Raw genomic sequence first — 9797 nt, 5'->3', positions numbered from 1 at the left:
TCTCCCTTTGGTTTCTATTGTTGGCAACTTTAGATTATCAAAGAGAGAGAAGAAGGTGTTATTTTTTAATCATTTTTTGTGAATTATCTGAGCCCTTGAGATGATAAGCATGACCACCACATTTAGTATAGAGCCAAAATAACTTTGCATGAATACCTGCATCAGATCCCATTTGTAGGAACGGGTTTGCATTTTCCCATCCGGATGCTATCTATCTCTATCTGGAAATGGATGAAAAACAATCCAATCATAACCGACCTCTAATCTTATTCTTTTGTACTAGTTTAAACATATTCATAAAAAAAAGGAAATGTAAAGTGCTCTATCATAGGCATTTCATAAAAAATAGAAAAGAGAGGTGTAATGAACACCTCTCTGTGATTTCGAATTTTTATAGGGCTTTTTCTTGTGCTTTGTTTACTTGGACTGGACCCATACCACGTGGAAGTTCAATGTTTTCACGAGTTTGAGCGCCAAGTGCTTCAGCAATGTAATCTGCAGCAATATTAGGGTCTAAATCTCCGCAAGTATACACATCGATGCTTGCGTAGCCGTGCTCTGGAAAGCTGTGAATGGTTAAGTGTGACTCGGAAATAATAACAACTCCGCTTACACCTTGTGGAGCAAATTTATGAAATGCAACTTCACGAATTTCCGCACCAGATTTTAGAGCAGCATCTACAAAGATTTGCTCAATTTTTTCCACGTCGTTCAGCTTGTCAAAGTCACAACCCCAAAGTTCTGAAATTACATGTCTACCCATAGTTTCCATGTCAAATTTCCCCCTTTAACATGATTAAGATTTTCAATAATTCTTGACAATTTCAACCGATTAACTACCACGGGGGAAAGTTAGTCCGAGGAGGTCCTAACCCTTTAAGTAGTTACCATGATCTCCTAAGAAGTTCACGAAACATAGTATACGATGATTATGCCCTTTTTGCAATATGCTTTATTAAAAAATTTCTATCACAATTTTGTTAGATATCACCATAAAATGAAACTTCCATCAATAGAGGATTTTTCTTTTCTCCCATTGATGGTTAGTTGAAACCACCAAATAGATCGAATTATGTAGTATTGTTGCTCTTTACAAAAAAGTAATAATTCCATATTAAGTAAAAAGGGGTTGTCCAGAATGTCTATTTTCCATACTTTCTAGAGCCCAAAATGAGCAAAACTTTAAAATTGTAGCATTAGCCCACAACATATTGAAAGTAGCAGGAATTCGCCAGCTACTTTGAGAGAAAAATTCAAATAACACAAAAGCAAGTGGAGAAAAACGGATCGTTTTTCTCCACTTGCTTCATTTTAGGGACTTATGGATAGCCTCGAACAAATAAAAAAGGATGATTAAAAAAGATAAATGAGATGAATTAACCAACTTTTACTTCTTTATGGGAAAGAAGCTGTTCTGCTACTAATTTGGCTAAATCAACCACGCGGTTAGAATAGCCCCACTCATTGTCATACCAAGCAAGTACCTTTACCTTATTGTCCCCAATGCACATGGTTGATAATCCATCGATGATCGCTGAATGAGGATTTGTATTAAAATCAACAGATACGAGCGGCTCTTCAGTGTATTGAAGAATTCCTTTTAATGGTCCTTGTGATGCAGCAATAAATGCATCATTGATATCTTCAGCAGTTACGTCACGCTTAAGATCCACAACTAAATCAACAAGCGATACATTAGGTGTTGGCACTCGTAAAGCCATACCGTGTAACTTGCCTTTTAAGTGTGGCAATACGAGAGAAAGAGCTTTTGCTGCACCTGTAGTGGTAGGGATAATACTTTGACCACAAGCGCGAGCTCGTCTTAAATCTTTATGTGGATTATCAATATTTTTTTGGTCATTTGTATAGGCATGAACAGTTGTCATTAAGCCATTTTCAATTCCAAATTGCTCATCCAATACCTTAACAACTGGAGCAAGACAGTTTGTAGTACAGGATGCATTAGAAATAATAAAGTGCTTTTCGACGTCTAGGGAGTCTTCGTTAACACCCATAACAATCGTTATATCTTCATTTTTCCCCGGAGCTGTCAAGATTACCTTCTTTGCCCCCGCTTCAAGATGAAGAGCAGCTTTATCTCGGGAGTTAAACTTTCCAGTAGCCTCAATTACGATATCGATGTTTAATTCTTTCCAAGGTAATTCTTTCGGATCGCGATTACTCAATAGCTGTACTCGTTTCCCATTTACTAACAAGGATCTCTCTTCAGGAATCACTTCTCCTTTGAAAGTTCCATGATTTGTGTCATATTTTATTAAATGTGCTAACGTTTCTGCCGGATAGCTAGCATTTACCGCCACCACTTCAATATCATCCTCTAAAATTGCCTTTCTAAAAACCATTCTCCCAATACGGCCAAACCCATTGATTGCAATTCGTGCTTTCATTTTTCGGCTCCTTCCGAATTAGTGTTATACTTTTTGTGTGTTTGATGTAATTAGTATAACATAATAAAACCCAATTGTGATGATAAAAATGCGGAATTTTAAAATGTTTTACTTTTTAGAATTTATGGATATTTTTTGAAAGTTTTGTAAATAAATTAAAAGGAAGATATTGGATAAGATACCATTCAAGATCTATAAAATGCTGTTTTCGTAAAGTCTGTTGCTTTTAAAGTGTAAATTAACTTGATCTATGCAAAAAAAAGAAGCCCTAAAGAGAATTCTCTTCATAGGACTTCCAATGTTATGATTTAAACTCAAATTTACTAGATTATGCTTTATTCGATAACCCCCAGCCTGTTAACAAATCGATAAGCTGTTCTCTTGTTTCCTCTAATGTCCCATTATTATCAATCACTGCATCTGCTAATGCGACTTTCTCTTTTAGGGGCATCTGAGATCGTATTCGGTCTGTTGCTTCTTTTTCCGTAAAACCATTGCGATCCATTAGTCTCTTTAACTGTGTCTTTTCATCCACATACACAAGAATAATCCTATCAACCATATAGGTTAATTTACTTTCAAAAAGTAACGGAATATCCAAAAATACGGCCTTTGCCCCTTTTCGTAAGATCTCTTCTTTTTCATCCATCATTAATTTCCTGACTGCAGGATGAACAATGCTATTTAAAAGCAATCGCTTCTCCTCGTTTTGAAAAATAATGGCACCTAGCTTTGGTCGGTCAATTCTCCCATCTTCCGTTAAAATATGCTCCCCAAAGCTTTCTACAATTTTAAAATAGGCAGGCTCACCGGGCTCGACGACTTTTCTTGCGGCAATGTCGGCATCAATCACTTCAAAGCCCAAATTCCTAATCATATTACTTACTGTACTTTTTCCACTAGCTATTCCGCCAGTTAAACCAATTACAATTCCCATTTTAGTTCCTCACACTTTGATTACCATTTCCAAAGACCAATGATGATTAATATAATCCCTGGCAAAAAGGAGATTTTGTTCATCCATTCATTTGCGGATAAACGCTTACCACAACTTAAACCCATCACAATAAACAGCGAGCTCATGATTGCAATAGAAAAAGCGAGTAACCAAGGAGAAAAATTAAGCATCGCTGCTCCAATTCCTGCACCAAAAGCATCTAGTGAAAGAGCAAAACCTAGCACAAACGCTTCAATACCATTTATTGTGCCTGATTTGTCAAAATCGGCTGTTAACGGCTTTCTTAAAATATTGATGGCAACACCTAATGATTTAATCTCAAGGTTAAAAATGATTTTTTCTTCAGGCAATTCCTCGTGTTTTTCCGGCTTGAAAAACTGCAGGATGATCCAAATCCCTAGAACGATTAAAATGATTCCTCCTGTACGTTCCGATCCTTCAGGCGTTAGAATCCCGCTAATAGCTTGGCCTACTCCCATAGATAGCAACAGGCTAAGAGCGGAACAACAGGCAATTACTGCAATTGACTTGAAGGGAATTTTAATTTTTCTTAGACCGTATGTTAAACCAACATTAAAACTGTCTAAGCTAACAGCAAATGTAAGTGCAAAAAGTGAAAACCAATTGACCATGAAAATAGCTCCTTCCTAACAATCGCTAGGATAGTATATGGAAGGAGCCCATCCAATGTTAAACTTTTAGTAAGAGAAAATTCCTCCTACTTCATAAAAGGCTGACATTGAGGACAAATGTGAGTGCCCCGGCCAGCAACTTTTAGCTTTTCAATCGGCGTTCCACATCGCTTACAGCTTTCTCCCGTTCGTCCATAAACAAACAGACGAAGTTGAAACATCCCTATTTGACCTTGTGAATTCAAATAAGAGCGAATTGTGCTTCCCCCTAATTCCACCGCTTCAGATAAAGTAGCCTTAATTTCTGTCACAAGACGTTCGATTTCATCGTCAGTTAACGAATAAGCTAACCTTGCAGGGTGAATGCCAGATCGAAACAGTGCTTCATCAACATAGATGTTGCCTATTCCGACTACTGCCGTTTGATCTAATAGCACACTTTTAATGTTTCTTTTTGTACCCTTAATCTTTTCCTTCAAATATTCCGTTGTGAACGTTTCAGACAATGGCTCTGGTCCTAATTGTACGAGCGGTAGAGCATTTTGCTCTTCTCCTTTTGAAAATAAATGCATCGTACCAAATTTACGTACATCCTTATAGCGGAGCTCCATGCCATCTTGAAAAGAAAAAATAACATGAGTGTGCTTTTCAATCGGAGTATTTTTGGGGAATACTCCATACTTCCCTTCCATCCTTAAATGGGATACAAGAGAATAGTCATCTAAAAAGAAAATAAGAAATTTACCTCTTCTACCGATTTCCCAGATCGTTTGACCTACCAATGCATCTTTGAATTGCTGCACTTCTTCCGGCTGCTTAACCATTTTCGGCCAGAACACTTCAACATGCTCTATTGTCTTTCCCTTTACAAGTGCTTCTAATGTTTTCCTGACCGTTTCAACCTCAGGAAGCTCAGGCATATTTTACACGCCTTTCTTTTTTTATTTTGCATCGTACCATGTTGGACCATATGCATAATCTACCTTCAAAGGTACCTTTAATTTAATCGCATTTTCCATTTCTTCCGGAACGATTTTTTTGAGGATTTCAATTTCTTCTTCAGGTGCCTCAAAAATTAATTCATCGTGCACTTGAAGCAAAAGCCTTGTTTGCAAGTTTTCCTTCTTCAATCGTTCGCTCATGTTAATCATCGCTTGCTTGATGATATCAGCTGCTGATCCTTGAATCGGTGTATTCATCGCTGTTCGTTCAGCAAAGCTTCTTAAATTGAAATTACGGCTAGTAATTTCCGGCAAATATCGCCTGCGATTCAAAAGAGTCGTTACATACCCTTTTTGTTTAGCATCCTGAATAATATCGGACATATATTCCTTAACACCAGGAAAACTTTCCAAATAACGCTCAATAAACATTCCCGCTTCTTTTCTTGTTATACCTAAACTCTGGGAAAGTCCGTAGTCGCTAATTCCATAAACAATCCCGAAATTTACAGCTTTCGCCTGTCTTCTCATATTCGCTGTGACTTCTTCCTTCTTCACATGGAAAACATCCATCGCTGTTTTCGTGTGAATATCCATATCGCTTTTGAAAGCTTCAATCAAGCCTTCATCATTTGCAATGTGGGCAAGCACTCGCAATTCAATTTGAGAATAATCGGCAGCAAAAATGAGCCATCCTTCTTCAGAAGGAACAAATGCTTGTCTTATTTTCCTGCCCTCTTCTAATCGAATGGGGATATTTTGTAAATTAGGGTCTGTTGAGCTTAATCTTCCCGTTTGAGTTAATGCCTGATTAAAACGGGTATGGACCTTTTTCGTTTTCGGATCAATTACTTTTAATAATCCTTCAATATAAGTAGATTGCAGCTTTCCAATCTGTCTATAATGAAGAATTTGACGCACGATTTCATGCTCTTCCTCTAGCTTCTCAAGTACATCAGCAGAGGTTGAGTAGCCTGTTTTTGTTTTTTTCAAAACCGGAAGTCCGAGCTTTTCAAATAGGATTACTCCTAATTGTTTAGGGGAATTGATATTAAAAGTTTCACCAGCCAACGAATAAATGTGCTCCTCAAGCTCCTTAAGCCTCTCTGTCAGCATCTTCCCCATATCCTTAAGCTTTTCAACATCAACCTTTACACCTTGGAATTCCATTTCAGCTAATATGAAGGATAGCGGCATTTCAAGCTCCTTGAACAGCTCAAATTGGCTATTTTTTTTCAATGCCTCTGTCATAGGCTCTTTTAATTTATAAATAGCCTCTGCTTTCCGGCCAAGAAACTCGCCAAGCTGATCTTGATTAGGTACTTCCCGTTTTGCTCCCTTTCCGTAAACAGCTTCATCAGAAGGAAGAGAGTGCCCAATTTGACTTTTTGCAATGGCCGATACATCTTCTCCTGATTCAGATGGGTTTAATATATAAGAAGCAATAAAAACGTCAAAAACAATACCCTTTAAATCGATTCCTTTACGCTTTAAGGCCACAACAGCCTTTTTTGCATCGTATACTACTTTTTTCATAGTGGGATTTTCTGCCCACTTTTTAAAAACAGATGACTCAATTGCCACTTCTGTTGGAATAAAGAAGTTTCCTTTTTCATTAGAAATAGAAACTCCAACAATTTCACCATGATGGTAATTTTCTTCTAATATTTCAATATATAAGGCATTTTCTTCTGCAAACATGTTTTCTTCGATTTGGTTTACAATCATGACTGAGATTTTCTCATACTTCTCGTCAATCTTCTGTTCATCCCGAAGATCAAGCTTTTCAAGAAGCGAGTTAAAACCAAGTTCTTTATAAATAGCTGCGACCTTTGATGGATCATAACCGTTATATTCAATATCATTTAATGTGATATCTATTGGCGCTTCTCTTGTAATTGTCGCTAACTGCTTGGAAATGACAGCTAATTCTTTATTTTCTTCTATTTTCTCTTTTAATTTTTTACCGCTGACTTGATCGATAGATTCAAGCAGCTTTTCTACAGTTCCGAATTGATGCAAGAGCTTTAGTGCTGTTTTTTCACCTACACCAGGAATTCCTGGAATGTTATCAGATGAATCTCCCATTAAACCTTTCAGATCAATGATTTGTTTAGGAGTAATGCCATATTTCTCTTGAATGTGATCAGGTGTATATTCTTCAATATCTGTAATTCCTTTACGTGTAATACAAACAGTAGTCTTTGGAGATGAAAGCTGGGTCAAATCTTTATCACCCGAAATAACCTTGATTACAAACCCCTCTTTTTCAGCCTGCAACGAAAGCGTTCCGATGATATCATCTGCTTCATAGTTTTCCAGCTCATAGCGGGAAATCCCAAATGAATCTAACAGCTCTCGAATGAATGGAAACTGTTCAGATAACTCAGGCGGGGTCTTTTGTCTTCCTCCTTTATATTCCTTGAAGGTTTCATGCCTGAAGGTTGTTTTGCCGGCATCAAAGGCAACCAGAATGTGGGATGGCTTTTCTTCCTCCAGTATTTTCGTAAGCATCATCGTAAAACCGTAAATCGCATTCGTATGTATTCCTTTATCATTATTTAATAATGGCAAAGCGAAAAAAGCCCGATATGCAATACTGTTTCCGTCAATTAACACTAATTTTTTTGTCAAGGGAATCCTCCTTATAATCAGATGGGTTTATGTATTCACATGCTTTGATCTGTTCTATATTGATTCCTTTTTATTTTATCACGACAAACAATCCAAATAAAAATAATTGAAAAAAGTATATAAAGAGAAAAAGCCACCCTAAAGCATTATGCCTTCAGGTGACCTTATTAACATATATTATGGATTGCCCATGAGTAGCTTTGCGTATGGTGAATCAGAAGGAAGAACGATAACCGTCTCTCCATTGATGGTTTTCTTATAGGATTCAAGCGTTCTAAATAAATTGTAAAACTCCACATCTTTTGAAAAAGATTGGTTATAGACTCTTGCAGCCTCTGCTTCACCTTCTGCTCTTATAACTTCAGCATCCGCCTGAGCTTTTGAGATAATTTCTTTCACTTTGCGGTCAGTATCAGCAACAATCCTGTTTTTCTCAGCATCACCCATTGATAAATACTCCTGAGCTTTCGATTCACGTTCCGAAATCATACGCTTATAAACTGATTCTTCATTTTCTGGTGGCAGGTCGGTACGTTTCATACGGACGTCTGTCACTTCAATTCCGTAATTGTCTTTTGCAAGTAATTCATTTACCATCTCTGTTACACGGTCGTTTACACTGCCGCGCGAAGATTTTTCATCGTTAATGATTTCATCATAATTCAATTGTCCCAGCTCTGAACGAACGACAGAATAAATAAATTCTTCCATTCTTGATTCCGCATTTTCAAGCGTTCTAGCGTTTGAAATCATTTTTTTCGGATCGACAATTCTCCAAATTGCATAATTATCAATCAGCATTCTTTTCTTATCTTTCGTGTTGATTTCAGCTTCTGACACATCATATGTCATTTGATATTTGGGCAAGGTAGTAACACTTTGGATAAATGGAATTTTATATTTTAGTCCTGGTGACTTATCAATTCTTACAACTTCTCCAAATTGTCGAACTACTTTATATTCTCCTTCTTTTACAATATAAATATTTGTAAGGAAGATTAGAAGAATAGCGATCAGGATGACAAAAAAGATTCCTATTTTAATATATCCTCGCCATTGAAATCCATTTTGCTTTTTCTCATTTAAATCAATCACATTTCCATTATTCATTCTTTGTCCCCTCCTCTACCTTTGGCTGTTCTTTTTCTAGAGGACGAATTGGGAAATACTTCATTGTACCGCCATCGTCATTCATTATGTAAATCTCTGTTTTCGGAAGTACTTGCTCCAACGTTTCCAGTACAAGCCGATCTTTTGTCACAACAGGGCTTTTCTTGTACTCAGCATATAATTTATTGAACACAGCTACATCTCCACGGGCTCTTTCAATTCTAGCCGCTTTATCTCCATTTGCTTTTGAGATAATAGCATCCTTTTCTCCTTCTGCTTCATTCAGCTTCTGGTTTTGATATTTACGGGCTTCATTGATTTTGGTGTTCATCGTTTCTCTAGCATCTGTTACATTTGTAAACGCCTTGCGCACTTCGCTATTTGGAAGCTCAACATCTTGTAATTTAACAGCAAGCACCGAGATGCCAATATCATATTTTTGAATGAGGTCTGACAAAAGATCGCGAACCTCCGCCTCAATTTCAGCTTTACCAGATGTTAAAGCATCGTCAATTTTTGAACTGCCGATAATGCTCCTAAGTGCAGAAGATGTTGCATTGTATAAAATTTTGTTTGGATCATCTGCGTTATATAAAAATTTCGGTGGATCCGTAATTTTCCACTGAACGACTAAATCTGCAAGGACAATGTTTTCATCGCCTGTTATCATTTTCGTATCTTTCGGAAACTCTTTAATTTCTCCATCCTTTTCTTCATACCCAAACTGGAGGCTAAATGTTTCTTTTGATAGCTTTTCAACAGCTTGGATTGGCCAAGGCAGCTTAAAGTGAAGACCTGGTTCTGTAACAGTATCCTGAACGTCCCCGAAAGTCATAACAACTGCCTGCTCTGACTCGTCAACGGTATACCAAGTCGTAATAGCCAAATTTATGATAATGATTGATAAAACAACGAGTCCGGTAATGATATAGATTCTTTTTAGACTAGCCATACATTTCTCCCCTTCCTTTTTCACGTATTGTCAAAACTTTTATATTAAATAGGCTATAAAATGCCTAGATAGAGGGCTTTATAAGCAAAAAAATTGCCACTCCCTGAATTCTAAGGATAATTGAGGTTACCACACACCCAAAAACCTAGAATGGAAGTGACA

8 protein-coding genes are annotated in these 9797 nt (G+C 37.1%); all 8 read right to left on the bottom strand.

The features are described from left to right. Positions 1-391: 391 nt before the first annotated feature. Positions 392-772: an adenosylmethionine decarboxylase gene (speD, locus tag GD441_RS16325; protein ID WP_153127472.1), complete on the bottom strand. Its 381-nt coding sequence runs from the start codon at positions 770-772 to the stop codon at positions 392-394. A 604-nt stretch (positions 773-1376) separates the two neighbouring features. Beyond that, complete coding sequence (locus GD441_RS16320; protein WP_153127471.1) at positions 1377-2408, bottom strand: glyceraldehyde-3-phosphate dehydrogenase; 1032 nt, start codon at positions 2406-2408, stop codon at positions 1377-1379. Between the two features lie 328 nt (positions 2409-2736). Beyond that, complete coding sequence (coaE, locus tag GD441_RS16315; RefSeq protein ID WP_153127470.1) at positions 2737-3345, bottom strand: dephospho-CoA kinase; 609 nt, start codon at positions 3343-3345, stop codon at positions 2737-2739. Positions 3346-3365: 20 nt separating this feature from the next. Continuing rightward, a complete protein-coding gene (gene ytaF, locus GD441_RS16310) occupies positions 3366-3998 on the bottom strand; it encodes a sporulation membrane protein YtaF (RefSeq protein WP_153127469.1) in 633 nt (210 codons plus the stop codon). An 86-nt stretch (positions 3999-4084) separates the two neighbouring features. After that, positions 4085-4918 (bottom strand): DNA-formamidopyrimidine glycosylase, encoded by an 834-nt coding sequence (mutM, locus tag GD441_RS16305; protein ID WP_153127468.1) that lies wholly within the window; start codon positions 4916-4918, stop codon positions 4085-4087. Positions 4919-4939: 21 nt separating this feature from the next. Beyond that, positions 4940-7573 carry a DNA polymerase I gene (polA, locus tag GD441_RS16300; protein ID WP_153127467.1) on the bottom strand — a complete coding sequence of 878 codons (2634 nt, stop codon included), beginning with the start codon at positions 7571-7573 and terminating at the stop codon, positions 4940-4942. Between the two features lie 177 nt (positions 7574-7750). Beyond that, positions 7751-8683: a protease modulator HflC gene (gene hflC / locus GD441_RS16295; RefSeq protein ID WP_153127466.1), complete on the bottom strand. Its 933-nt coding sequence runs from the start codon at positions 8681-8683 to the stop codon at positions 7751-7753. Then, positions 8676-9635 carry an FtsH protease activity modulator HflK gene (gene hflK / locus GD441_RS16290; protein ID WP_153127465.1) on the bottom strand — a complete coding sequence of 320 codons (960 nt, stop codon included), beginning with the start codon at positions 9633-9635 and terminating at the stop codon, positions 8676-8678. Before hflK ends, hflC begins: the two co-directional genes overlap by 8 nt. Positions 9636-9797: the final 162 nt, after the last annotated feature.

The organism is Peribacillus tepidiphilus (assembly GCF_009466385.1).
GTDB lineage: Bacteria > Bacillota > Bacilli > Bacillales > DSM-1321 > Bacillus_BN > Bacillus_BN tepidiphilus.
This window is presented reverse-complemented; position numbering and strand designations above follow the sequence as displayed.

Coding starts and splice junctions, on each gene's coding strand:
- speD (WP_153127472.1), bottom strand. CDS start 772: ATGGAAACTATGGGTAGACATGTAATTTCAGAACTTTGGGGTTGTGAC.
- GD441_RS16320 (WP_153127471.1), bottom strand. CDS start 2,408: ATGAAAGCACGAATTGCAATCAATGGGTTTGGCCGTATTGGGAGAATG.
- coaE (WP_153127470.1), bottom strand. CDS start 3,345: ATGGGAATTGTAATTGGTTTAACTGGCGGAATAGCTAGTGGAAAAAGT.
- ytaF (WP_153127469.1), bottom strand. CDS start 3,998: ATGGTCAATTGGTTTTCACTTTTTGCACTTACATTTGCTGTTAGCTTA.
- mutM (WP_153127468.1), bottom strand. CDS start 4,918: ATGCCTGAGCTTCCTGAGGTTGAAACGGTCAGGAAAACATTAGAAGCA.
- hflC (WP_153127466.1), bottom strand. CDS start 8,683: ATGAATAATGGAAATGTGATTGATTTAAATGAGAAAAAGCAAAATGGA.
- hflK (WP_153127465.1), bottom strand. CDS start 9,635: ATGGCTAGTCTAAAAAGAATCTATATCATTACCGGACTCGTTGTTTTA.